A 22,914-nucleotide genomic window follows, 5' to 3' on the forward strand; every position below is an offset into this window, starting at 1 on the left:
AGCGTGGAGGAAATCATGTTCGAAAAATTCATTAATATGACCACTCAAGACGACGATGACAGTATTCGTGGCGGTGTCATTTACACCATAGTGACTCTGCTATCAACCCGGGCCCCATCCGGAAATTCAATCCTGTCTGGCCTTGCCGATTCCGGACTCAGGCAAACCGGGCTTGCCGGATTTGGCATACCCTGCTGTCAGACTCACCTGATCGATAACACCCGCCTGCGTCAAACGCTCTGGCAGCGAATTCTTATCTTTGAGCCTCGATTGGAGTGGGTGACGGTGCATGTGGATTATGGACAGAATGTACTGAGCTTTTTTATCGAAGGGGCGTTATCGGATCCTTACCAGCAGAATATTCAGTTCAGGGTCAGTTACCCATGCCATCTACACATAAGTTGAGTCTGCAGAACAGGCTTTATGAACAGGAGTTACACAAACTCAGGGTTAAACTGCGGACGTTTGCCAGAGAACAGCCAGAGACAGCCGGTCAACTGGATTTGAACGAGGGCACCCCATCAGATCCGGACATATCCCGTCTTCTGGAGGGGGTTGCCTGGCTTTGTACTGAACTCCAGATTCGCCTGGATGATGGTTATGAGTCCGTCTGTCGGCAGATTTTCCAGCTGTTCTATTCGGATTTTCTCAAGCCGGTCCCTGCGCTGGGTATTCTGAAATTTGCTACAGGCTCATTAAAAGAGGCAACAACACTTGATAAAGGATCTGCCTTTGAACTTGGGGATAAACAGGGTAAATATCAGTTCCAGACCTGCAGAAACCAATACCTGATGCCGGTCAGCATCAACAGTATTGAAAGCCTTTCAGCGCCTTTCCCTGAAGATATTATGGAACGGTTTCCGGAGGTACGCTCAGCACTGAAAGTTGCCATTGCCAGCAATGATCCTGCCACCGGTCTGGGGGAATACCTTGATCAGGGAATAGAGTTTTACGCAAACCCCAGTGCGTTAAGGGCCGATGAATTCCTCGACACCCTGGTCAGTTCATTGAAGCACATCCTGGTTTGCTTTGATAAACAGGTGATCACCCTGCCAGTGGAGCGGTTATCCTGGCCGATGTTTCGTGGGGATTGTCGTATATTACCAACGGATCCCGGGCTTTGTGACAGTCATCTGCTGCTGATGAACTTTTTCCAGGCTCCTGAACTATTCCGCTTCCTCCATCTTGATTTCACCGGTTTTACGGAAAAAATCAGCAGTACAACACTGGATATCCTCTGGTTACTGGAAGATGAGATTGGGCACAGTACGGATAATATTGGACTGGACCATCTCCTGCTGGGTTGTACACCGGTGGTTAACCTCTATGAGGGTTATACCAATCCGGTCAAAATCAACCATGAAACCCATGATACACCGCTGTCCATGGGACCTCTGAACCAGCATGCACGGATACGGGAAATACTTTCAGTCACCGATATCACCGAGCCGGAACAGCCTGTTGAATTATCAGCGCTGTTTCATTCCTCCTTTGAACAGGCCCGTTCAGACATCAGCTGGCAGTTCAGCAGGGATCACGATACCGACTATCTACAGTTCATGAACACTGGAGAACATAATTGTCCGGACAGGAAATTAGTGGCAGTAAGATGTCTTTGTTATGACCCGCAGGCCAGCCAGTTACCGGTTACGGCAAAAGTCAAGGCGATCAATGTGTCTTTGCCTTGCAGCATTCGCTTGTTAAATGGTACTTCCAGGGTGTGTGTGGATGGTTTGCTGTCTGCGGGAGCAAGCTGGGATTTACTCTCGGCCTTACAGCTTAATATACGCAGTTTCAGAACCCATAGGAATGAGGCCAATAAATTACGACGGCTGCTTGAATTATTTATCCAGCCGGGTTCGGGTAATTTTGGTCATATCTTGCGGAGTATTGAGTCGCTGGAAGTCTCACATGACCTTCAGCCAACTATTGTCGATAACCGCTATTTTGTCAGCCAGGGCTGTTGTTTTCATATTACCCTGAACAGCCCGGAATCAACGGCACTTCCAGCAGTGCTACTGCTGAACCTGCTTTGCCATGTGCTGAACTTCTGGCGCCCGATGGGTACCCATAGTCGTATGGTAGCGCAGGTAAAGTCAGGTGCTGACAGCGGGATAAAGACCCTGAGTTTCCCGGTGCTGACTGATGACTGACACGATCAAAACCGCACTTTTCAACCATTCAGGAAGATTTGAGTTTCGACAGGTTCTGAGGATGCTGCTTGCTATCGATGGCAAGCTACCGGGAATAGTAACCTCTTTGTATGGGCATCAGTCTGATCAGGAAGTATTGGCGTTGGATACCACTGACAACGAGACCGTTGTGATGGCAAACCTGCCCTGTCTGACTGGCCCTGAAGGCATAATGCCTCATTACTTTCAAGATGCATTAAGACAGGTTCATATTGAGCAACAATCTGGTCTTTTTTACTTTATTGAATTATTCAACCGTACAATCCTTGAAAAACGCTTTTCGATAGATCAATACGCATCACTGCCCATGATGCTTGAGCGCATCCATCAGCTCGGCAAGTGGCCCCGGGCATTTTTAGACATCAACGGGTTATCTCAATCCTCCGACAGTGTATTCACCAACCTTGCTTTATTACGATTCCATTCGATCCTGAAAGTAAAGACTACTTATATTGGTGACCTGGAGAGAATGATGTCGTTCTATTTTAATTTACCGATTAAAGTTCGTTGGGGGCATTTGTCACATCATACGTTAAATAAAGAGCAGTGCTGGTGCCTCGGTTTCAAGACCAGCAATTCTCTTGGCAGGGGATTGATACTGGGAAGGCAGATTATAACCAATGATATGTCATGTACGATACATGTCAGCGTTAACAGCAGAGACCTTTGGCAAAAGCTGAATGCAAAGAATACAATAGATAGTCTATACAGCTACGGATATCTGCTGCTGAATTGTACGACCTTAAAATGTTACGCAGAAATACCCGGTGACCTTCTAGAGGCTCCTGTGCTATCCGCAGGCAGAATACGTTTGGGGCAATATCAGGTTCTGGGTCCACAGTCTTGCGATAAGAAAAAGGTTCAGGTGCTTTTGTCAAAAATTGAGTGATTTGATTTTATCGATTGGATAAACTCTATAAGCCGGATAGAGTATGGCCCGTTTAAAATTATATATTTCATTGTTTAATAGTGTCCTCGAACTGGAAAAATCAATGCCAGATATTTTCACAGGTTGCGTGAGTTTAAGACCATCCAGCATGATTGGTTGTAATTTCTGTACAGTTTTTCGTACGCGTTTAATGAATTGTCTTATAACTGTAAATGCCGGATCTTGCATAGGATTATCACCTTCAATAGTTTATCTTTTACTCAGGGTGAAATGGGTTCGGTCAGGGTTATCAATACTTCTTCAGGCAGGCGGTTATCAAGTTGGTGGGAAGTGGGCCGAACCATCAGCAAGCATGGCTTCATCTCTGGCTGCCTGACTAGCCGCTCTACCAGCTGCTTGAGCAGTTGCTTTGGCTTGATCAATTATATCTGAAGATACTAACTCCTTCAGCTTATCTTTGTGAGCATGGTTGTATGCCTTTGTGTAAGCACTGTAGGAAGCCCTCTTGCCAGTAATATTTTCAGCTGATTGACCAGCTAATTTACCAGCCGTTTGAGCAGCTTCTTTTATCTGTTCAAATATATCTTCTGAAACCAATTCTTTCAGTTTATCATGGTATGCATAATGGTAAGCATTTTGGTAAGCCACCCTTTCATTTTTTTTGGCTTTATCAAATGTATCTGATTTTTTTGTTAACTTTTTGGGCGCCGACTCAAAGCCTGAGTGTTCAGAATATGATCTTTTCAGAGAGTTAACGACATTACCTCTGTTGGTTGAAACAGGGGCTGCAGATTCTATTTGAACTTGCTTTTGTGTACCTTTATTCAATACGTTAACTGGATGTGATGATTGAGATGAAAAAGTAACAGATGAAAGCTCTGAGGGTGATTGCTGAACTTTTGTTTGATAATTTGTTGAGGTTGAATCTGTGAGTGTAATATTATCATCAATAGGTTTATTAGCGAGATCAGGCAATAGCTGGTCATCAAAAATTGAGAAATTCTTATCAAAAATTGAGGAATCATCATCAAGAATTGATTGTGGTATGTCAGGTAAATCTATTGCAAAGTTGTCTGATGAAGCTACCTGTTTTTGATAGGCACTATTTAATTCCTTAAATTCAATGGATGGTTCGGTGATAATCTCGTTTATATCCGGCTGGTTGAGATAAACAGGAAAAGAAGCATGTAATGTCTTGACAGACATACCTTGAAATTTCGTCGGCTTTTCCTTGTTCCTACTATGATATGTTCGTTCCAGTGAACTTGTACAAAGCTCAGAAAAAGCAATATCGAAGGCAGGTGATTTATTAGATCGATTCATTGAATTCTGGTTAGGAGAAGGATGGTACCTTATCAAAAGGTGCTTTAATGCCCATGATTCTGTAGCTGGCTGCTTGACCAGCTGCTTTAGCTTGTTCAAATATATCTGAAGATACCAGGGCTTTCAGTTCATCATTGTAAGCCTTCCCGTAAACCTTTTTCTCAGTGGCTCGAACAGCAGCTTTCCCAGCTGCCTGGCCAGCAGTTCTGGCTTTCTCAAATATATCGGATGATACTAATTCTTTCAGTTTATCATCGTGAGCCTTGTGGTAAGCACTCTGGTAACCCTTCCTGTAAGTCTTTTTCCTGGCTACTCGAACAGCTAATCGACCAGCTACTCGACCAGCTGTTTTAGCTTGTTCAAATATATCGAATGATACTAATTCGCTCAGTTTAGTATGGTAAGCAGATTGATAAGCATTTTGATAAGTATTCCTGTAAGCCTTTTTACGAGCTGCTATACCCGCTGCTTTGGCTCGAATAAATATATCCTGGGATATTAATTCCTGCAGTTTATCTTTGTAAGCCTTCAGGTAAGCTTTTTGATCATCAGTTTTCTCAGCTGCCGTGATTTTAGCTTGCTTAGCTATATCTACTTCAGAATCTACTTCAGAAAATGTCCTTTTCAAAGATTGAACGACATTGCCACAGTTAGTTGAAACAGTGGCAGCAGTATCTATTGGTGCTTGCTGTAATGTGTCTTTATTCAACGGGTGAAACGTAGTAGCTGGTTGTGATGATGGCTGAGAAGAAAAAGTAATTGATGAGGGCCCCGAGGGTAGTTGCTCAAATTGCTGAGGTTTTGTTGAGGTGGGTACCGTGTACGAAATATTATCATTAGCCGGTTGACAGGAGACGCTACAAGGTACAATTGCATCAAGATCTTTTTGTGAATAAAACCCAGGAAACACTAAATTATTTTCAGTGGGGAGACATTGAGAAATAAAAAAAACATTCAGCTCGCGTGAAGGGCTGTGAATATCCTGACAGGTAGCTTGCTGATTTAAATGTCCGGAATGGGGTGGGTTAAATGACCGTACAGAATATCCAAGCCTGCTCAAGTGTGGACTTGAGGCTACTGTCGGTAAAATGGAGCTATTTTGAAACTCCTGAAAGCAGGGAAATCCGGAAGTGAGGTTTGGGTCAAAATTAAATCTGTCCATTGAATTATTCAATTGGTGATATATGGATCTGAGACCACCATATCTTATAAAAGTTCATTGCTCAGAAACTGAAAAATATTTGGCCATGGCATCTTTGCTTTTTTTTGGATGTGTGTCTTTATTCAACAGGCCATTCATAGCAATTTCAGGCGATAATAGCTGGAATGGCTGAGCTATTTTTTGACAATTTGTTGAGGTTGAATCCTTACGTGCAAAATCATCTTCAGAAGGTTCACTGGTATAACCATCTGGTACAATAACATCAAGCTTTTCTTGTAAATAAAATTCAGGAAACGGCGATTCATTTTCAGTGGTTAGTAACTGAGAAATTGAATAATCATCCAGTGAGCGGGTAAGTGGGGGCTGATTTGGTACTCCCTTTAAATTTCTTCCCGGCCCTGTCGACAGGAAAGTGTGGGCAAATTTCTATTGTTTAAAGGATATAAAAGCTATGGATAGGCATAAAAAATCAGTTCTCAGATTAATTGTTATGGCCGGGCTATCCGTTGCGCTGGCTTCCCCGGTGACGGCTGAAGATGTCATGGTCCGGGGCAATATGCTTTCTGTGAGCGAAAATTATGAGTCTGCTGGTATCGATAACGCTGGCTCACTCAACGTAGATGGAAATATGAATGTCAACGGTCCTTTTACCAATAGAGCTGGTGGCTCAGTTAATGTCTCCAGGGGGCTGAATATTTCCGGAAGTACATTGACGGCCACCAATGGGGGAACACTCACTGCCGGAAGTTACTGGAGTGATGGGCACTTTATCAATAATATGGGAGCGGTAGCATCCCTTGGGGTGATGAACAGCAGCGGTAATGTAACGAATAAAGGTACGTTATCGTTTGAGCAAGGATCCGTCGTTGCTGACTTTAATGGCTCCGGAGGAACCACGTATATCACCATAACAGACCTGAATTATTTTCAGGATGATTATAATAGGAATAAGCCCCTGCTTAAGGCCACTGGAAGAATCCGACTTGATTCTGACTCAAAGATCGTTATCAACGTATCCGAAGATGTGCTGCCCCGTACCATGAATGATGTTGTTATTGCCCTTAGCGGTGAATACCTGGAGTTTAATCACAGCTCGGAAAACTACATGTTTGATCGCACGCACCGTTTTATCACTTCTGGCAATGACTTTATGGTAGTGGAACATATCGAGATGAGTGTCTATGGCATCAGAGCCAACCTTAGAGTGAAAAGGAAAAAACAGTAACCAGGAGGCTGTCGCGAAACCCGGAGAACCTTATTGAGGATGCATCATCGCAAGCAGTACTTCGATAAAGGCCTTCCTTCTGGCTTGGTAGTCATTAACATGCTGATTAGCCGATAGCCAGCTGCTAACTCTGCACTCAAAGTCATTACGACAAACATGGCTATGCAGTTTCATTTGCAGATTCCTGGTAAGTGCGTGAAGTCGTTGTTGTTCTCTCTGAAGCTGGTTACTCTGGCAGTCTGGTTTTCCGGTTTTTCCCTGAGAGTGCAGAGCGATGAAATGCCTGGCTTTATTCAGGGTAAGCAGGGAGCGTATCAGCAATCCATAGATACGTTCCCCGTTGTTTTGGGGTTTGTTAAAAAGAATGGTTCGGGGTAAGTCAAATACTGCTCCGTTTAGCAACTGCTCTGTCAGCGGATCAAGGTTATCAACGAGGTGTTGCAGGGTATCGTTTAGTAATTGAGTTTCTTCAGCAAACGACAAATGCCATACCGGCCTCTCAACGCCGGGAACCCGAACGGCCAGTCTTGCTGCATTTTCACAGGTTAGTCTGGCGTCAATACTGACCTGAAACCCCATGGCTTTGGTACCTAAATCACCGTCTTTGAGTTGAATATTGTAGGCTTTTGGGAGCCTGATCGCCTGACATCCCGGGATTGGCCAGATGATTATGGTTTTGGGGATTTCTGAATCCTGGCTGGTGTTAAGTGCCTGCAGCTTTGCAAAGAGTGTTCTGGCAGACTCTTCGGTCATACAGATAATGTCAATATCTTTAAATGTTGAGCAGAGGTGCTGTAAAAAACGCGCGAATGAACCGGTAATCAGTAGGCGAGGAGTGCTATAGGTCCCATTGATTTCCTGAATAATCTCCAGCGCTTTCAACGTCAGGGCATTTAATCGCGGAACCTGTTCATCCGGAAAACCCGGTTCACCTGTTTTTGACCATGGCTTAAAGGTTTGCGCCGCACTGGCGGTAACGGCCTGAGTGGCGGGTGTATTTTCTGTTTTATCCCGGTATTCCCTGATCTGACAGGGGAATGGACTTTCCATGTCAGGACTGACAGCGGAGACTTTTACCGGTTTTGCTCTTCGACCAGTGCTCTCAGAATCGGGGACCACGTCGGGTAGGCGGTTTCTATGTCCATAGACGTCACTTTCTCGTGTAAACAGTAACTCATCCATTATGTTGGCTTCGGAGCTCCATATTTCAAGCCAGCAACCTAAACCATGGCGAAGCTTGCTTCCTTCTGGAAAACCCTGGAGACACCCCAGAACCTGGACCTTATGGATTTGTTGCCCATGGACTGGCTGGTTGGTGATATAACAGTGTGCCAGGAAGAAGAAATGAATGCGTGAGTTCTGAAATGAGGGTCTCAGTATTTTGATGGAACGCAATACCTGTTCCGCTGATACCCTATGATGATCAATTGTCAGCTCATGATTCATGGCCATGAATGTCAATATGGATTGCAGTCGGTAGTGCTCTTCATCTTTAACCAGTACATTGTTCAGGATTTGCCAGGCTTCCTGAAGTAAATCCTGGGCTTCGTCCGTTTCATCGTACCACTGGGGTTGTTTCACCTTTTGCATCAGGTATCTGGCTTGTCTTGCTGAATGATTCCCGGGTGCTTCATTAAACGCATTTAATATGTCCCTGTTATCCAGATAGTTGCCATTCAATTCTGTTGCACTCAATGACAGCAGGGAGTAAAAAATAGCTCTTTCGAGTAACCAGCCACCGCGTTGGTAATCCTTTACCACCGACTCCGGTGTGACCTGCTGGCCATTCAATGTCAGGCCCCTCAGGCAGCATTCCGCCCTGAAGCGCACCAGCTCCAGCGTTGCATTGGCTTCCTGATAATCCAAAGCCACCGCCTCCGGTGTGATCAGCTGGCCATTCAATGGCAGGCCCTTCAGGCAACATTGTTCCTTAAAACGCGCTATTCCCAGTTTGCCTTCCGGGCTATCCGGGAATTCCTTAACCACGGCATCCGGTGTGATCAGCTGGCCATTCAATGGCAGGCTCTTCAGGCAACATTGTTCCTTAAAACGCGCTATCCCCAGTTTGCCTTCCGGACTGTCCGGGTAATCCTTAACCACCGCATCCGGTGTGACCGGCTGACCATTCAACGGCAGTCCCCTCAGACAACATTCCGCTTTGAAGCGCGCCCGCTCCAGCGTTGCCCTGGCTGCCTGAAAATCCTTAACCACCTCACCCGGTGTGACCTGCTGACCATTCAACGGCAGTCCCCTCAGGCAGCATTCTGCCTTGAAACGGGCAATTTCCAGTTTTGCTCTGGTTTCCTGATAATGCCTAACCACCGTATCCGGTTTGATCTGCTTGCCACTCAACGGCAGGCCCCTCAGGCAACATTCTTCCTTAAAGCGCGCAATCCCCAGTTTGCCCTCTGGACTGTCCGGGAAATCCCTAACCACCGCATCCGGTGTGACCTGCTGGCCATTTAACTCCAGCCCCCTGAGGCAGCACTCCGCTTTGAAACGCGCCAGCTCCAGTGTTGCCTTAATAGCCTGAAAATCCTGGGCCACCGCATCCGGTGTGACCTGCTGGCTATTTAACTCCAGCCTCCTCAGGCAACATTCCTCTCTGAAGCGCGCTATGCCCAGTTTACCGTCCGGACTATCCGGGTAATCCTTGACCACCGCATCCGGTGTGACCTGCTGGCCATTTAACAACAGCCCTTTCAGGCAGCATTGTTCCTTGAAGTGCGCTCTGCCCAGTTTACCTTCCCGACTACCCGGGAAACTCCTGGCCACCGCATCCGGTGTGACCTGCTGGCCATTCAACAGCAGGCCTCTGAAGCAACATTCCTGCTTGAAACGTGCCAGCTCCAGGGGGACTCTGGCTGCCTGAAAATCCTTGACCACTGCATCCGGAGGAACCAGCTGGCCAGCCAACCGCAGGCCCCTCAGGCAACATTCCGCCTTGAAGCGCGCTATCCCCAGTTTACCCTCCGGACTATCCGGGAAATTCTTAAGCACTGCATCCGGTGTGACCTTCTGGCCATTTAACAACAGGCCATTCAGGCAACATTGTCCCATAAAGCGCACTATCCCCAGTTTGCCTTCGGGACTATCCGGGAAATTCCTGAGCACCGCTTCCGGTGTGACTTGCTGGTCATTCAAGAACATGCCACTCAGACAATATTGCTGCTCAAAGAGCGCTATACCCAGTTTACCTTCGTGACTATCCGGGAAACTCTTTACCACTGAATCCGGTGTGACCGGCTGGCCATTCAACGTCAGGCCCCTCAGGCAGCATTCTGCTTTGAAGCGTGCCAGCTCCAGTATTGCCCAGGCGGCCTGAAGCCCCTTAACCACCGCTTCCGGTGTGACCCGCTGGCCATTCAATGGCAGGTTCCTCAGGCAGCATTCCTCTTTGAAGCGCATTATTCCCAGTTTGTCTTCCGGACTATCCTGAAAACCCTTAATCACCGCCTCCGGTGTGACCTGCTGGCCATCCAACGGCATGCCCCTGAGGCAACATCGTTCTTTAAAGCGCGCTACCCCCAGTTTGCCCTGCGGACTATCCGGGAAACTCCTGACCACCGAATCCGGTGTAACCAGCCTGCCATTCAAGGGCAGGCCCCTCAGGCAACACTGTTCCTTAAAGCGTGCCAGTTCCAGTATTGCCCTGGCTCCCTGATAACCCTTAACCACCATAGCCGGTGTAACCTGCTGGCCACCCAACGGCAGGTCTTTCAGGCAACATTGTTCCTGAAAGCGCGTTATCCCCAGTTTGCCTTCCGGACTATCGGGGAAAGCCTTAACCACCATATCCGGTGTGACCTGCTGGCGATTCAGCGACAGGCCCCTCAGGCAACATTCCGCTTTGAAGCGCGCTATGGCCAGTTTGTACTTATTATACCGGTCCGGCACCCGGTTGAATTCCTGAATGACCTGATCCGGGGTTACTTTTCTATTGTCGTGTAGAATGTGCTGTAAGCAGAGTTTTTGCAGGAAGAAGCCACCTCTCAGTGACGTTGTATCTTTTCTATAGGCAGTAAGCACATCAGCCGGGGTGATTTTACGTCTTTGCAACTGCCTGTTATTCCAGAAGGCGTTTTCAAGATGCTTGCCATCGTTTGGAGTAGAGGCGGCAGTTCTATAAGACGGATGGCTTGAGACTCTTTTGCCGTTAAATTTGCCGTTAAATTTGCCGTTAAACGTACTGCCGTTGGGAACCCTGCCTGCGCCAGCTTGTGGGGCAGCACAGCCAGCACGCTTCGGGTGGGAGGATGCGGTTGCTTTCAGAATAAAACCCTGCACACATAGACTATAAATACCGTGATTTGACCGCTAAATGATTATTAGGTTCACTCCATTATGGTGTGTCAGGGGGAGCGACAAACATTTCCCGCTATTGTGGGCCGACCTGTGTCAGTGCCTGAATTCCTTTCCTGTGGCCAGAGAAAACCTGCTTTCTTTTTTCCACCATTCACCTGTCAGCAATGCCAACCGGAAAGCAACCTTAATCATCCGGGTTAACTGGTTTGCTGATAATTCTGACTATACTTCCCTGCAAATACGACATTGAGATGAGGTGTTTATGTCCGCTGAGCAGCAGGCCGTAGTGGCCAAGTTGAACCAGATTCTGGAGCATGAGTTGGCAGGGGTTGTTCGATACAGTCACTATAGCTTTATGGTTTTTGGCTATAGCCGGATTCCTATTGTCGGGTGGTTTCGTTCAGCAGCAACAGAAACGTTGAATCATGCGTATGAAGCCGGTGAAATGATCACTTACCTGGGGGAGCATCCATCTCTTGGCATTGGTGGTCTTCTGGAAACCTCAAAACATGATATTCACGACATCCTTATGGAGTCCCTGGATTTTGAAAAGCAGGGTGTAAAGTACTATTACGATCTATTGGAGGTTGCTGAGAAAAGTAAGCTGGTTGTGGTCGAAGAGTATGCTCGTCGCTTAATTGCTGATGAAGAAACTCATATAGGCGACATCGATAAAATGTTGAGGAAACCGGGGGCGATCGCCAGTGTCGTTTAGCAAAGATCAATGGCGAACCGCTTCAATACAGTGAGTTCAATTTCCTTCAAGGTATTGATATGAGTGGCCCGGATATAAACCGGAGGCGCTTCATCGTGTTCAAGCGCCTCTTTCCAGTGTATAGACATGTATGAAAATTAATACTGGTGAGCCGGTGGCCATCTTTGAATATGGTGGTGCTTGTATCATTGACGTCCAATAACAGGGTATTTTTATTGTCAATCGTTGTAACCGTGTGGCATCGAAAAATGGAGACCGCTTTATTCGTTAAAAACACTTCCTGGCTTGCGTCAATCGCAGGGTACTGCAGGCTGGTTACTGAGTCAGATTTTATACAGTTATTCATTGCACCAGTCCATTTGAGAGAACGCATTGTGGCCTGGGAGACTTCTGGTGCTTTGCGTAATCGGGATTGTTATGGTAGCGCTTTCTCTGGCGCTCCCTCAGGCGCTCTGCGAAGGCTGCATCGCTGTGGTAGCGCTCCCTCAGGCGAGCACTTTGGCGTTTTTTGTAAGCGGGATTCTGATGATATTGTCTTTTGCGAACTCTTTCGCGCTCTGCGAAATCAGGATCATTCCTGTAGCGTTCCTTTTTCAGTTCATTTTGGCGTTTGTTGTAGGCGGGATCTTTGCGAAGCGCTCTCTGCCGCTCCCTCAAGTACTTCCTCTGACGGTCTGCGAAATCAGGATCATTCCTATAGCGTTCCCTTTGGCGTGCCTTTTGGCGCTCTGCGAAATCAGGATCATTCTGGTAGCGCCATTTTTTTTGCTTCTTTTTGTGCTCAATCTTGTGCTCAATCAGTGAATTTTGTGAGGTTGCTTGCCCTGAACTTAAAATAGACTGGATTGAAAAACGTTCATTGGCGGGAATGTATCCGGGGGAGTGATCATTATTAACAGGCTCATTTCTAACCGTATAATCAAGTGATTGATCTACAGTATGATCTCCTGCGATGACTATCGATCTTTTTTCCAGCCGGGGAGCATTAAGACGATTATCAAAAGGCATCGTTGACTGCTGAAAGCAGTTGTTGGCAGTTTTATCGGTACGCATGGCACATAGAATATTCGCTGCCTCTACAACGTCACGGGAGAAGGCCTGGCCTGATATACCAGAATCGGAAAAGCCAGTACCATGCAAATAAGAAGAGCTGTCAGGAGCTACACTTATCAGAACGGGAAAAGCAGGGTTATCCATTAATAATTATTGAGTTACTGAACTCCAGCTTAAGACCTCTTCATCTTATAAAAGTTCCTTCTATTCACGCTCCATTCAAAATTTATGTTAACCAACTATAAAGATTTGCTGTGAGAGCTATATAAATGCTTTGACCCGGCTTAAAATGAATTATTCTTGTGGCGCTCCCTCTCTATCATTCTCTTGCGCTCTGCATAAACGGGATCATTCTGGTATCGTTCCTTTTGTTGCTGCTTTTGGCGCTCTGCGGAGGCGGGATTATTCTGGTAACGTTCCCTTCTCTTCTTTCTCTGGCGTTCTGCAAAATCAGGATCACTCTGGTGCCTCACCTTTGAACGCACAATTATTGATGAGTTGCCCTCACCAATGCCTTCTTCAGCGTGGGGCGTCTGATTATCACTTGTCGTCTGGTCTGGCGGGTTAACTACGGCAACTGGTGGTAAATCCGGTAGGCCAGAGGGTGCTGCATGAGTGTTCGTTAGCTGATACTCTGGATCCGAATGGATTGCAGTTGATGATTGTGCATCAATATCGGTGTCATGATCAGGATTCCAGGGGACATATTCATCAAGTAGTGATTGTGGTATGTCAGAAATATCAGTTCCGATAAAATCAGCTGGATTGTCAAGTATTGGTGAATCAATATTGGAATCATTCTGTTAGCGCTCCCCTGGCGTTCCGGGCAAGTGGCCCTTTATTTTGGTGCACTCTTTGGTGTTTTACGCAATTGAAGGCTATTCTGGTAGCGCTCCCTTTGTCGCCCCCTTTCGCGTTCAGCAAAATCGGGATCATTCTTGTAACGCTTCCTTCGGCGCTCCCTTTCGTGCTTCAAGAAAGCGGGATCTTTACGAAGCTCTCTTTGACGCTCCTTTTGGCGCTCAGCGTAAGCGGGATCATTATGATAACGCTCTTTGTTGTATTTTTTCAGGCGCTCTGCATAAGCGGGATCATTCTGGTATCGCCCCCTGTTGCGCTTTGCATAATCGGGATTATTCTGTTGGCGCGCTCTTTCCAGCTTTCTCTGGTGCTCAAGGTAAGCGGGATCTTTGCGAAGCTTGCTTTGCCGTTCCCTGATGCGACACCTTTGGCGTTCTGCGAAAGCGGGATCATTCTGGTAGCGCTTCCTGTTGCGCTCCCTTATGCTTTCTGCGAAAGCAGGATCATTCCGATAGCGCTCCCGGTTGCGCTCCTTTCTATGCTGCCTTTGTCGCTCAGCATAAGTGGAATCGTCATGATGCTCCCCTTGGCATTCCAGTGTCAGGGAGTGACTTTCATCTGACTTTCCAACGCTTGACCGGGCTAAATCAATTGACTTGGAAAAAATATCAGTACGACCCTGATTGCTGGTAACCTGACGGGCAAGTTCTAAAGGTGGGTGAAGGTTGTTGTTGACAATTGGTAAGCATTGTGATTGATCTCCTGCAGTATGGCTATCAACGATGGCTATTGATCTTTTTTCCAGCCTGGGATGATCAAATGGATTATGAAAAAGCGCCGTTGTCTGATGAAGGTCATTTCCGATTGGTTTATCAGTGCACATCGAACAAAGAATATTTGCGGCTTCTACTACTTCACGGGAAAGTGCCCTGACTGATATTCCAGATTCAGAAAAAAAAGTATCTTGAAAATAAAGAAAGGGATCAGCAACTTCATTTAATTGAGCAGAAGAAGCAGGACTGTAGTCTTGCGAAAGACTTTTCATAAACTCTTTTTCCTTTGCTTGCTGACTTTTCACTCAGGGTGAGACAGGTTCGATCGGGATTGAAAATATTTCTTCAGTCAGGTAACTGAAAGGCGTGGGGGAAGGAGGGGGTTCTGATAATAATTCTGCTTTTTTTACATCAGCTGCCGACTTTGCTATTTCTCTCGCTACTTCTTTACTAAAGCCTCTTATCAGGGCTGAATGATAGGTGTTTGTTTTTTTATTTCTGATGGCAAGGCTCCGCCTGCCCTTATCCGATGCTGCGTATCTCGCCTGACTTGCCTTGCCTTTTATGGATGCGCGGTACCTGGCATTGCTTTTTGCTTTGCTCGCCTTGCCTTTCTCGGATGCGGCATATCTGGCTTTGTTCGCCTTAGCTTTCTCGGATGCAGCGTATTTGGTTTTGCCCGCATTGCCTGTTCCAGACGTGCGCACCTTTCCAGGTACAGGGGGCAGAGGTTCCCGGGAACCAGAAGGCTCAGTTGGTTTAAACTTTACCATTCCCCTGTTCATTTGCTGTTGCGTGTCTTTATTCAACGGACCAACTATAACAACTGGACTAACAACTGGACTGGGTGATGGCTGAGAAAAACTGACTGATGCATTTACCGAGGGGGATTTCTGAGCAATTGGGTGATAGTTTTCTGAGGTTGAATCAATGAATGGATAATCATCATTAACAATTTTACTGTTAAGGTCACAAGGTGCAATTTCGTCAAGAACTTCTTGAGAATAAAACGGAGGAAGCAGTATTTCATTTTCCGTAGAGGGAATAGGATAAATTGAAAAATCTTTAAGTGAACGTATAGTAATTGGTATAACCTGATCTGTTTCTGCCTGATTTAAATATTTATTAAAGAATGAATGAAATATATTCGTGGAATAGCCAGCTATGCCTGGCTCTGAACTGGAAGTGTCAGTTGGTATCGTATGCGCCCCTGGCAAACCCTGAAAATTTGAAAGGGCAGGAGTACTATTTGAATATAATCTGAATGTATTCATTGAATTACGGCGTTAGTGAACTGCAGATTCGACCACTCTTTTTTATATAAAGTTCCCGGCCTTTCACACATATCTCTCAATATCCCTCAATATTAATGTCAACCAATAATATCGATGTAAAAATCTTCGCAAGCCAGCACCTGGTGGATGAGCAAGGCAATGAAGTCGGTTCCTATAGGAGCCGATGCCTGTACCAATCGTCATTTGTCCTGAGACTGGTGGTTCATGGTGGAAGGAAAAGAACAGGGAGATCCTCCTATAGAAGGTAAAGGGAGCCAGGCTCCCTTTACTGGTTAAGAGGGCGTATTAAATGTCAGCAGCCAGTCGGCAGCCCTGGTTGATTGCCCGCTTGGCATCCAGCTCCGCAGCCACATCCGCGCCGCCAATCAGGTGAACTGGCTTGCCGCTGATGTTATCTGCAAGTTCTCGCATGGGCTCCTGGCCTGCGCAGATTACGATGGTATCTACATCCAGTACTTGAGGTTCCCCGGCAATGGACAGATGCAGGCCCTGGTCATCAACTTTATGGTATTCACAGGCTGGTATCATACGAACCCCCCGGTTAGCCAGTGATGAGCGGTGAATCCAGCCGGTGGTTTTGCCGAGGTTTTTACCGGGTTTGCTCTTTTTCCGCTGCAGCAGAAAGACTTCTCTGGATGGTTTCGGGTGCTCGCTTTCTGTCAGCAGGCCACCGCGATTTACCAGTGTCATATCCACGCCCCACTCTTTCATAAAGGCAGGAATATCCAGGCTGCTGGATGGGCCTTCCTGGGTAATCAGTTCACACAAATCAAAACCAATACCACCGGCACCGATGACAGCTACCTTGTTGCCGACAGGTGCACCCTTGAATACATCCAGATAACTCAGAACCTTGACGTGATCAATGCCGTCCAACTCCAGCTTCCTGGGGGTGATACCGGTGGCGATGATGACTTCGTCAAAGTCACTGTTTTCCAGCGCTTCTGCCGTTACTTTGTGGTTGAGTTTCAGCTCGACGCCGGTCAGCTCGATCTGTCGTTTGAAGTAGCGGAGGGTTTCTTCAAACTCCTCTTTACCGGGTACGGTTTTGGCAATATTAAACTGTCCACCAATTTTGTCTGCTGCGTCAAAGAGCGTGACGTTATGACCACGATAGGCAGCAGTGGTGGCAAATGCCATGCCGGCAGGGCCTGCTCCCACAACAGCCAGTTTCTTGGGTTCGCTGGTGGGCAGATAGTTCAGCTCTGTTTCATGGCATGCCCTGGGGTTTACCAGACAGCTGACGGGTTTCAGATAAAAGACATGGTCAAGGCAGGCCTGGTTGCAGCCAATGCAGGTATTGATTTCATCAGCTCTGCCTTCAGCCGCTTTGTTGACCCACTCGGCATCTGCCAGCATTGGACGGGCCATGGACACCATGTCTGCATCACCACGGGCCAGAACGTCTTCTGCGGTTTCCGGCATGTTGATCCGGTTGGAGGTAATGACCGGAATATTGATTTCGTTGCGAATTTTTGCCGTTACCCAGGTAAAGGCTGCTCTTGGCACCATTGTGGCGATGGTGGGGACGCGGGCTTCGTGCCAGCCAATGCCGGTGTTAATAATGGTGGCACCAGCCTGCTCAATCTCCCTGGCCAGTTGTACGATTTCATCCCAGCTACTGCCGCCTTCCACCAGATCCAGCATGGAGAGGCGGTAAATAATGATGAAATCCGGGCCAACTCTTTCCCGGGTCTTACTGACCATGGCTACGGGCAGGCGAATGCGCTTATGGTATTCACCACCCCAGTCGTCCTGTCGCTGGTTGGTACGGTTAACGATGAACTGGTTAATGAAGTAGCCTTCTGAGCCCATGATTTCAACGCCATCGTAACCTGCTTCTTTGGCAAGGGCGGCAGCATTGACAAAGTCCTCGATCTGCACGTCGATCTCATCAGAGCTCAGCTCTTTGGGCTTGAAAGGGTTGATCGGGGCCTTAATGGCACTGGGGGCAATACTTTTCGGATGATAAGCATAACGACCGGTATGAAGGATCTGCATACAGATTTTACCGCCAGCCTGATGAACAGCATCAGTGACCACCCGGTGGTGCTTTACATCATCCATGGTTTCCATGGTGGCAGCGCCGGGCATACCCCCACTCTCCTGGTTCGGCGCAATACCGCCCGTTACAATGAGTCCAACACCGCCGACTGCGCGTTCGGCAAAATAAGCCGCCAGTCGTTCAAAACCGTTGGGCTGTTCTTCCAGGTTGGTGTGCATGGAACCCATCAGAACCCGGTTTTTCAGCGTGGTGAAACCCAGATCCAGCGGTGCCAGAAGATGTGGGTAAGGAGTAGTCATTTTATAATCCTTCTTGTGATCCGACGCCTTATCTAGACGCTGTCAAGATAAAATGGTATTTTGACACTGTCAAGATATTTTGCATTGAACATCTTTTGTAGCAAACAGCAGACAGGTATTAAACGACATATGACTGCCAGAAAACCCTACCACCATGGCAACCTTCATCAGGAACTGCTCGAAGAGGCAACCCGGATGATTGGCGAGCAGGGGGTGGATGGTATCTCCATGCGCACTCTGGCCGAACGGGTTGGGGTCTCCAGAACGGCGGCTTATCATCATTTTAAAGATAAAAATGCACTGCTCTGTGCCATTGCCGAGCAGGGTTTTGAGAAGTGGCAGGCACATTTTGCACAACTGATGCGGGAACAGTCTGTGGATATGAATCGCTGGTTAAAGGCTTTTGTTCATTCCTATCTGGATCTTTCCCGGGAGCATCCTGAGGAGTACGACCTGATGTTTGGTCGCCCGGTCTGGAAAAATGGTGAACCGACGGAGAGTCTGAAAGCAGCCTCTTTTGCCTGTTTTCAGGACTATGTATACCTTATCCGGCTGTTAGTAAAAGAGTTGGAAGAGGGGCAGGATAAGGGAAAACCATCAAAAGCTATTGATTGTCTGCGTCTTGCCCAGGTGAGTTGGAGCATGCTGCATGGTATGAGTCGTTTATTGAACGATGGTATTTACCTGGATAGAAACTCCATTGATGCCATGTCGGACAGTGCCGTGGAAATGATTCTGGCAGCGGCAACGGTATAAGAAAAGTACATTCCCACGGTGGAGAGGCTGCGTTTGTGTATCACAGCCTGGTTGTCTCGGGTCATTGGTTATTTTTCAGCGGTAACGCTGACCAGAGTACTCAACGTACTTTTTTTACCGGGCATCAACAGTACACCTGATGCCAGATCTTTCCCATAGCGGGTTGATTCAACACAAACCATTGTCTCATAACCATCGTCACTCATATCCCCCATACTTCTGCTCAGGTCTTTCCATGGGTTCCAGATAATGGCCGAGTTATGGCCTTTATTACTGACATGGATAATGCGCTGGTTACCTTGATCATGGATTGCGATGGTTTCATCCGGGGCCGAATATATCCGGTCAATAGGTTGATTGATGATCAGGGCTTCTGATGTTTCACAGGGCAGATCATTTTGCAGGTTGTCAATATAGGAAGTGCCGGCTCCGGTAATCCAGGTTTCGGTTGCTTCGGCAATATTGAAGTAGGAGTGCAGAGCGCCACTCCATTGCCAGGGACTGTCGCCCGTGTTGATCATTTCCAGCTCTATGTACAGCGTTTCTCCCAGGGTAAAGGTCAGAACGGCGCTGAAGTCATGGGGCCAGATTGCATGGGTCTCTCTGGAGGCGCTGAGCTTCAGACGAATGGTTGTCGCCAGCCCATTTTCCTCGTGATCCAGCAACTGCCAGGTGCTGATTCGGGCAAATCCGTGTGAAGGAGTGCTAACAGGGCCAAACCAGGGCCAGCAGACTGGAACGCCACCACGTATCGCTTTGCCTTGTGAAAAGATCGCTTTTTTACTGAGCCAGATAACGTCCTGATGCCCGGACGGTTTGAACTGAATCAGCTGGCCACCGTGGAGAGATATTGCCGCCTCACACGATGGACTTTGAATTTTCAGAATGGGCAGACCATTCATGCTATGCCTTGCAATGAAAGGGGTCAGTGTTTCTTCAAAAATCATGTCATTGGACAGCATCGGGTAAACCCTATTAACGTTCGCGCTTTCAGGAGTTTAGGGCATGGGTTGAACCACAGGGGTCATATAGAGCGCAGAGAAATGATTTTCTGCTTCCGGGTGATCTTTGTGGTTCAAAGAAAAGCCATCAGGAGCGACTGAATGCCAGGACTTTGTGTTCCATCAACCGGATCAGTAATGTCAGAACACCTGTCATGGTCAGGTAAATCAGGCCGGCCATGGTGAACACGGTTAATGTGTCGTAAGTTTGTGCGTTCAGTCTGGCAGCATAGCCCATCAGATCCATCAGTGTAATGGTGCTGGCCAGGGATGAGCCTTTCATCACAAGAATGACTTCGTTGCCATAGGCAGGCAGCGCGCGACGGGCGGCATGGGGCAGGATAACCCGCAGCAGTGCCTGTCTGTGGGTCATGCCCAGCGCCATACAGGCTTCCCAGTCGCTGTTTGGCACAGCATCGATGGCTCCTTTGAACAGCAAGGTGGAATAAGCCGCCGAGTTCAGGGCCAGGGCCAGCATGGCACAGAACCAGGGTTGGCTTAACCAGGGCCACAAGACGCTGTTTTTGATCACATCAAACTGAGCCGGACCGTAATAAATCAGAAATATCTGGATCAACAATGGCGTGCCGGTAAACAACAGAATCTGAAGTTTGACCAGCCAGCTCAGTGCCCTTACTTTCAGGGAAAGCACGATGGTGAACAGGATGGCCAGCATCAGTCCGGTAAACAGGCTGACCAGGGTCAGTTCCAGTGTGGTGCCAAAACCTTTCAGCAGTTCGGGTAAATAGTCCATATTCATGCTGTGGCCTCACCAGGGCTTACGGTTTTTTCAACAGGCCCTTCTGTCACGCTGTGACTGGATGTCAGGTGTCGATTAGAGCGGGACTTCATGCGCTCCAGTATATTCTGGCTGACTAGGGTAATTGCCAGGTAAATCAAGGCGGCAATACCATACCAGGTAAATGGCTCATAGGTGCTGGCGGCGGTCATCCTGGCCTGGAGTAATAAGTCATGGACACCAATCAGGGCAACCAGTGCCGTATCTTTCAGCAGTACCAGCCACTGGTTGCCCAGGCCGGGCAGGGCATGACGCCATGTTTGCGGCAGAATGATGCGAAAAAAACAATGAAAGCGACTGATACCCAGTGCTACCGCTGCTTCGGTCTGTCCTTTGGGGACAGCCATAAAAGCGCCGCGAAGCGTTTGTGAGGCGTAGGCTGAATAAATTAACGACAGGGCAATAGTGCCTGCAACAAACGGGCTGATTTCAATAAACTCATCCGTTAACAGGAAAAGTGCATGGGTTGAACCGAAGTAAATGAAAAAGACCACCAGAATTTCCGGAAGTCCGCGCAATATGGCAACCACTGTGCTGGTGGCAAGCGCAAGGGGTTTGCAGCGGCTGAGTTCGGCAAGCGAAAAAGCGAGGGCCATTAACAGGCCCAGAACCAGTGATGACAGGGCCAGTCCCAGGGTCATCACGGTCGCTTCGGCGAAGAGAGTGGTCAGGCCCACTGTTACCTCACTTCCGAAGAGTTGAAATATTTGGCATGCAGCTGCTGGTAAACACCGCTCGCTTTTACCTGGGCCAGTGCCCTGTTCAGTTTTTCAACCAGTGGGTCCCCTTTGCGGGCCGCGATGCCCATACCAATACCAAAGTAATTGGCGTCCTTTACTTCTTCCCCCACAGTTCGGTATTGACCTTTTCCCTGCTGATCCAGCCACTCACGGGCAACCGCTGTGTCGGCAAAAACCGCATCCACCCGGCCGTTGGTCATGTCCAGCAACGCATTTTGATAACTGTCGTATGGGCGGGTTTTCAAGCCCTGCTTTTCCAGTTTGTCGATCAGGTAGGCCTGATGGGTGCTCCCATTTTGTACACCGACGGTTTTACCAATCAGATCTTTGGCGTCTTTAAAATCATTACTGATGCCAGCCACAAAGATGGCTGAGTTTTCATAATAAGGCTGGGTAAAGGCGACCTGTTCCATTCGTGTTGGTGTGATATCCATACCGGAAATGACAGCATCAAACCGACGGAATTTCAGGCCCGGGATCAAACTGTCAAAAGGCTGGTTGTTGAACTCACAGGTGGCATCCAGTTCGGCACAGATGGCATTAGCCAGTTCAACGTCAAAACCGGTCAGCTCATTCTTTTCATTAAAGAACTCAAAAGGAGGATAGGTCGCCTCCATACCGAAACGAATGGTTTCCTGAGCCTGGCTTATCCCGGAAAAAGAGAGGGAGGCGAAAGCAGCACTGGCCAGAGCGAAAGTAGCAACTATTTTTTTCATCGGGTTTTCCTTACAGACAGCTTGTTCTTGAAAGCAGTGGTTGGATCGAATCAATGTTGAAGGTAACGTTTAAATGCACCGGTTTGTGGGGCAGTGAATCGTTCGGCAGTTCCTTGCTCGACAATTTCCCCGTTTTCCAGATAGACTACGCGGCTGGCAATTTTCCGGGCAAAGTCGACTTCGTGGGTAACCACCACCATGGTAATGCCAGAAGCCTGCAACTCGTTGATAATCTCCACAACCTGGTTGGTAATGGCCGGGTCCAGTGCGGCGGTGGGCTCGTCAAACAATAATACTTCCGGAGAGAGCATCAGCGCCCGGGCAATGGCTACCCGCTGCTGCTGACCACCGGAAAGGGACGAGGGCCAGGCGTTGACTTTATCCGGCAGGCCCATCCGTTCCAGCAGTCCCATGGCCTTGTCCCGGGCCTCTGCTTTTGACATACCCTGTTGAACGGGGGCTTCCATCAGATTCTCGAGAACCGTCATATGAGGCCACAGATGATACTGCTGGAAAACCATGCCGACTTTGCGTCTCAGCTGGCAGGCTTTTGTCGATGCATTGGAAGACGGCGATTTCTTTTGTGGAAAGCTGAATGCCATATCGGCTATGTGGAGAGAGCCCTGGTCCGGACTCTCAAGAAGGTTCAACATGCGTAACAGTGTGCTTTTTCCCGCACCACTGGAACCCAGTAATACCGTTGTTTCTCCTTTACTGATGCTGAAGCTGATATCCCTTAGTACCTGGTGGCCACCAAAGGATTTGCTTAGGCTTTGTACTGCGATGCCCATTGCCTGAATCTTCTTTTGCCGGTTGCGATTTATGAAAGATTGTCCGGCATGGGTTAGATAAAATCAACAAAAAA

Annotated in this window: 20 protein-coding genes; 6 read left to right on the forward strand and 14 right to left on the reverse strand. The window is 47.8% G+C overall.

What is annotated here, in order from left to right:
• Positions 1 to 15 precede the first annotated feature (15 nt).
• The 3 genes from KDK13_RS17125 to KDK13_RS17135 all read left to right on the forward strand — a co-directional run bounded on the left by KDK13_RS17125 (position 16) and on the right by KDK13_RS17135 (position 3,081).
• A complete protein-coding gene (locus KDK13_RS17125) occupies positions 16 to 405 on the forward strand; it encodes a hypothetical protein (RefSeq protein WP_257286200.1) in 390 nt (129 codons plus the stop codon).
• A complete protein-coding gene (locus tag KDK13_RS17130; protein WP_257286201.1) occupies positions 384 to 2,153 on the forward strand; it encodes a type VI secretion system baseplate subunit TssF in 1,770 nt (589 codons plus the stop codon). Before KDK13_RS17125 ends, KDK13_RS17130 begins: the two co-directional genes overlap by 22 nt.
• Positions 2,154 to 2,295: 142 nt before the next feature.
• The gene (locus tag KDK13_RS17135) at positions 2,296 to 3,081 is read left to right on the forward strand and encodes a type VI secretion system baseplate subunit TssG (RefSeq protein ID WP_257286202.1); all 786 of its coding nucleotides are present in this window, start codon (positions 2,296 to 2,298) and stop codon (positions 3,079 to 3,081) included.
• A 315-nt stretch (positions 3,082 to 3,396) separates the two neighbouring features.
• Here KDK13_RS17135 and KDK13_RS17140 read toward each other — a convergent pair whose 3' ends face one another.
• Together KDK13_RS17140 and KDK13_RS17145 are read right to left on the reverse strand one after the other, a co-directional pair.
• On the reverse strand, positions 3,397 to 4,404 hold the full coding sequence (locus KDK13_RS17140; protein WP_257286203.1) for a hypothetical protein: 1,008 nt from the start codon (positions 4,402 to 4,404) through the stop codon (positions 3,397 to 3,399).
• A gap of 10 nt (positions 4,405 to 4,414) precedes the next feature.
• Positions 4,415 to 5,566, reverse strand: a complete 1,152-nt coding sequence (locus tag KDK13_RS17145) for a hypothetical protein (protein ID WP_257286204.1) — start codon at positions 5,564 to 5,566, stop codon at positions 4,415 to 4,417.
• 451 nt (positions 5,567 to 6,017) lie between these two features.
• On the opposite strand from KDK13_RS17145, the gene KDK13_RS17150 reads away from it, so the two are divergent.
• Complete coding sequence (locus tag KDK13_RS17150) at positions 6,018 to 6,791, forward strand: hypothetical protein (protein ID WP_257286205.1); 774 nt, start codon at positions 6,018 to 6,020, stop codon at positions 6,789 to 6,791.
• A 30-nt stretch (positions 6,792 to 6,821) separates the two neighbouring features.
• Here KDK13_RS17150 and KDK13_RS17155 read toward each other — a convergent pair whose 3' ends face one another.
• The gene (locus tag KDK13_RS17155) at positions 6,822 to 11,078 is read right to left on the reverse strand and encodes a hypothetical protein (protein WP_257286206.1); all 4,257 of its coding nucleotides are present in this window, start codon (positions 11,076 to 11,078) and stop codon (positions 6,822 to 6,824) included.
• A 280-nt stretch (positions 11,079 to 11,358) separates the two neighbouring features.
• Here KDK13_RS17155 and KDK13_RS17160 point away from each other — a divergent pair, with 280 nt between their 5' ends.
• Positions 11,359 to 11,811: a bacterioferritin gene (locus KDK13_RS17160; protein ID WP_257286207.1), complete on the forward strand. Its 453-nt coding sequence runs from the start codon at positions 11,359 to 11,361 to the stop codon at positions 11,809 to 11,811.
• On the opposite strand, the gene KDK13_RS17165 is transcribed toward KDK13_RS17160, so the two are convergent.
• The 6 genes from KDK13_RS17165 to KDK13_RS17190 form a co-directional block, all read right to left on the reverse strand.
• The gene (locus KDK13_RS17165) at positions 11,808 to 11,939 is read right to left on the reverse strand and encodes a DUF2237 domain-containing protein (protein WP_257286208.1); all 132 of its coding nucleotides are present in this window, start codon (positions 11,937 to 11,939) and stop codon (positions 11,808 to 11,810) included. The two genes, KDK13_RS17160 and KDK13_RS17165, sit on opposite strands and share 4 nt — an antisense overlap.
• Positions 11,940 to 12,153: 214 nt before the next feature.
• Positions 12,154 to 13,008: a hypothetical protein gene (locus tag KDK13_RS17170; RefSeq protein WP_257286209.1), complete on the reverse strand. Its 855-nt coding sequence runs from the start codon at positions 13,006 to 13,008 to the stop codon at positions 12,154 to 12,156.
• Positions 13,009 to 13,148: 140 nt separating this feature from the next.
• Positions 13,149 to 13,349, reverse strand: a complete 201-nt coding sequence (locus tag KDK13_RS17175) for a hypothetical protein (RefSeq protein WP_257286210.1) — start codon at positions 13,347 to 13,349, stop codon at positions 13,149 to 13,151.
• A 353-nt stretch (positions 13,350 to 13,702) separates the two neighbouring features.
• Positions 13,703 to 14,710 carry a hypothetical protein gene (locus KDK13_RS17180; protein ID WP_257286211.1) on the reverse strand — a complete coding sequence of 336 codons (1,008 nt, stop codon included), beginning with the start codon at positions 14,708 to 14,710 and terminating at the stop codon, positions 13,703 to 13,705.
• A gap of 33 nt (positions 14,711 to 14,743) precedes the next feature.
• Positions 14,744 to 15,712, reverse strand: a complete 969-nt coding sequence (locus tag KDK13_RS17185; RefSeq protein ID WP_257286213.1) for a hypothetical protein — start codon at positions 15,710 to 15,712, stop codon at positions 14,744 to 14,746.
• Positions 15,713 to 16,018: 306 nt separating this feature from the next.
• A complete protein-coding gene (locus tag KDK13_RS17190) occupies positions 16,019 to 18,037 on the reverse strand; it encodes an NADPH-dependent 2,4-dienoyl-CoA reductase (protein ID WP_257286215.1) in 2,019 nt (672 codons plus the stop codon).
• A 129-nt stretch (positions 18,038 to 18,166) separates the two neighbouring features.
• On the opposite strand from KDK13_RS17190, the gene KDK13_RS17195 reads away from it, so the two are divergent.
• Positions 18,167 to 18,793 (forward strand): TetR/AcrR family transcriptional regulator, encoded by a 627-nt coding sequence (locus KDK13_RS17195; RefSeq protein ID WP_257286216.1) that lies wholly within the window; start codon positions 18,167 to 18,169, stop codon positions 18,791 to 18,793.
• A 68-nt stretch (positions 18,794 to 18,861) separates the two neighbouring features.
• Here KDK13_RS17195 and KDK13_RS17200 read toward each other — a convergent pair whose 3' ends face one another.
• The 5 genes from KDK13_RS17200 to KDK13_RS17220 all read right to left on the reverse strand — a co-directional run bounded on the left by KDK13_RS17200 (position 18,862) and on the right by KDK13_RS17220 (position 22,840).
• Positions 18,862 to 19,755: a D-hexose-6-phosphate mutarotase gene (locus tag KDK13_RS17200; protein WP_257286217.1), complete on the reverse strand. Its 894-nt coding sequence runs from the start codon at positions 19,753 to 19,755 to the stop codon at positions 18,862 to 18,864.
• Positions 19,756 to 19,882: 127 nt separating this feature from the next.
• A complete protein-coding gene (artM, locus tag KDK13_RS17205) occupies positions 19,883 to 20,554 on the reverse strand; it encodes an arginine ABC transporter permease ArtM (protein ID WP_257286218.1) in 672 nt (223 codons plus the stop codon).
• Complete coding sequence (artQ, locus tag KDK13_RS17210) at positions 20,551 to 21,270, reverse strand: arginine ABC transporter permease ArtQ (protein ID WP_257286219.1); 720 nt, start codon at positions 21,268 to 21,270, stop codon at positions 20,551 to 20,553. The genes artM and artQ overlap by 4 nt, the downstream gene beginning before the upstream one ends.
• Positions 21,271 to 21,272: 2 nt before the next feature.
• Positions 21,273 to 22,049, reverse strand: a complete 777-nt coding sequence (locus KDK13_RS17215) for a transporter substrate-binding domain-containing protein (RefSeq protein ID WP_257286220.1) — start codon at positions 22,047 to 22,049, stop codon at positions 21,273 to 21,275.
• Positions 22,050 to 22,099: 50 nt separating this feature from the next.
• Positions 22,100 to 22,840 carry an ATP-binding cassette domain-containing protein gene (locus KDK13_RS17220; protein WP_257286221.1) on the reverse strand — a complete coding sequence of 247 codons (741 nt, stop codon included), beginning with the start codon at positions 22,838 to 22,840 and terminating at the stop codon, positions 22,100 to 22,102.
• Between the last annotated feature and the right edge of the window lie 74 nt (positions 22,841 to 22,914).

The sequence above is a fragment of the Endozoicomonas sp. SESOKO1 genome, from assembly GCF_024606265.1.
GTDB lineage: Bacteria > Pseudomonadota > Gammaproteobacteria > Pseudomonadales > Endozoicomonadaceae > Endozoicomonas.

What these genes read in the sequence shown, in the direction of transcription:
- KDK13_RS17170 (WP_257286209.1), bottom strand. Translation starts at nt 13,008, where the DNA reads ATGGATAACCCTGCTTTTCCCGTTCTGATAAGTGTAGCTCCTGACAGC.
- KDK13_RS17195 (WP_257286216.1), top strand. Translation starts at nt 18,167, where the DNA reads ATGACTGCCAGAAAACCCTACCACCATGGCAACCTTCATCAGGAACTG.
- KDK13_RS17125 (WP_257286200.1), top strand. Translation starts at nt 16, where the DNA reads ATGTTCGAAAAATTCATTAATATGACCACTCAAGACGACGATGACAGT.
- KDK13_RS17130 (WP_257286201.1), top strand. Translation starts at nt 384, where the DNA reads ATGCCATCTACACATAAGTTGAGTCTGCAGAACAGGCTTTATGAACAG.
- KDK13_RS17140 (WP_257286203.1), bottom strand. Translation starts at nt 4,404, where the DNA reads ATGAATCGATCTAATAAATCACCTGCCTTCGATATTGCTTTTTCTGAG.
- KDK13_RS17200 (WP_257286217.1), bottom strand. Translation starts at nt 19,755, where the DNA reads ATGCTGTCCAATGACATGATTTTTGAAGAAACACTGACCCCTTTCATT.
- KDK13_RS17220 (WP_257286221.1), bottom strand. Translation starts at nt 22,840, where the DNA reads ATGGGCATCGCAGTACAAAGCCTAAGCAAATCCTTTGGTGGCCACCAG.
- KDK13_RS17165 (WP_257286208.1), bottom strand. Translation starts at nt 11,939, where the DNA reads ATGTCTATACACTGGAAAGAGGCGCTTGAACACGATGAAGCGCCTCCG.
- KDK13_RS17190 (WP_257286215.1), bottom strand. Translation starts at nt 18,037, where the DNA reads ATGACTACTCCTTACCCACATCTTCTGGCACCGCTGGATCTGGGTTTC.
- KDK13_RS17180 (WP_257286211.1), bottom strand. Translation starts at nt 14,710, where the DNA reads ATGAAAAGTCTTTCGCAAGACTACAGTCCTGCTTCTTCTGCTCAATTA.
- KDK13_RS17185 (WP_257286213.1), bottom strand. Translation starts at nt 15,712, where the DNA reads ATGAATACATTCAGATTATATTCAAATAGTACTCCTGCCCTTTCAAAT.
- KDK13_RS17150 (WP_257286205.1), top strand. Translation starts at nt 6,018, where the DNA reads ATGGATAGGCATAAAAAATCAGTTCTCAGATTAATTGTTATGGCCGGG.
- KDK13_RS17145 (WP_257286204.1), bottom strand. Translation starts at nt 5,566, where the DNA reads ATGGACAGATTTAATTTTGACCCAAACCTCACTTCCGGATTTCCCTGC.
- artM (WP_257286218.1), bottom strand. Translation starts at nt 20,554, where the DNA reads ATGAATATGGACTATTTACCCGAACTGCTGAAAGGTTTTGGCACCACA.
- KDK13_RS17215 (WP_257286220.1), bottom strand. Translation starts at nt 22,049, where the DNA reads ATGAAAAAAATAGTTGCTACTTTCGCTCTGGCCAGTGCTGCTTTCGCC.
- KDK13_RS17160 (WP_257286207.1), top strand. Translation starts at nt 11,359, where the DNA reads ATGTCCGCTGAGCAGCAGGCCGTAGTGGCCAAGTTGAACCAGATTCTG.